The following is a 644-nucleotide window of genomic DNA, read 5'->3' as shown; positions in this document are numbered from 1 at the left end:
TGCCAACCATCCATGATTAGGGAAACCGAATGTCCGGCTTGAACCATCGTAAATATGAAGTAGCGAAATAGGTTGATACGCTGCGTTCAAAAGAACAAGGGGAAAAGTAGGGTAATTTTATCATCACCTACACAGACCTTTAAAAGTACCCCGGTGGAGAGGACAAGTCTAAAGATGGAATGCCCATATAAACGGAACGTTATAACCCCTCTCAGGCTCTAACAATCTGGTCGAGATAGTTAGTAGTGACAAATGTAAACGGATGCCTCTGAGGGGGTAAGATGTGACCAGAAGCCAATGCCCAACTGTAACGGTAGGGATATGCAGACAGGTCACGGTTTGATTGTAAAGAATAGAGTCTAGTAGGAGTTACTATGACGAAAGCGAGTTTAAAGAAAGGATTTGAGAAATCAAAACCAATCAAGACGTGCGTTTGTATGGAAACAAATCCCATGGGCGAAAGTCCAGAGAAAAGTTTTCAAGCTCCAAAAGAGGATATTTCAAGCAGCTAAATCGGGACAGGACGCGAAGGCAAGAAGGTTGCAACGTTTACTGGTGAAGTCATATTATGCCCGACTCTTAGCAGTGAGACTGTAGGGGCGGGTTCCACGGTCAGCCATGCTTCCCAACAGTCAGCTTAATAA

General features: G+C 44.3%; 1 protein-coding gene. It reads left to right on the top strand.

Going from position 1 to position 644, the window contains the following annotated elements:
* Positions 1-402: 402 nt before the first annotated feature.
* Positions 403-597, top strand: coding sequence for a reverse transcriptase N-terminal domain-containing protein (locus P5674_RS25570; protein WP_315643383.1), 195 nt, complete (start codon positions 403-405; stop codon positions 595-597).
* Positions 598-644 lie beyond the last annotated feature (47 nt).

Origin of the sequence: Limnospira sp. PMC 289.06 (genome assembly GCF_032350395.1) — a bacterium.
In the GTDB taxonomy this organism is placed as follows: Bacteria; Cyanobacteriota; Cyanobacteriia; order Cyanobacteriales; family Microcoleaceae; genus Limnospira; species Limnospira platensis.
The sequence above is the reverse complement of the archived record's forward strand: the minus strand, read 5'-3'. Positions and strand labels throughout refer to the sequence as shown.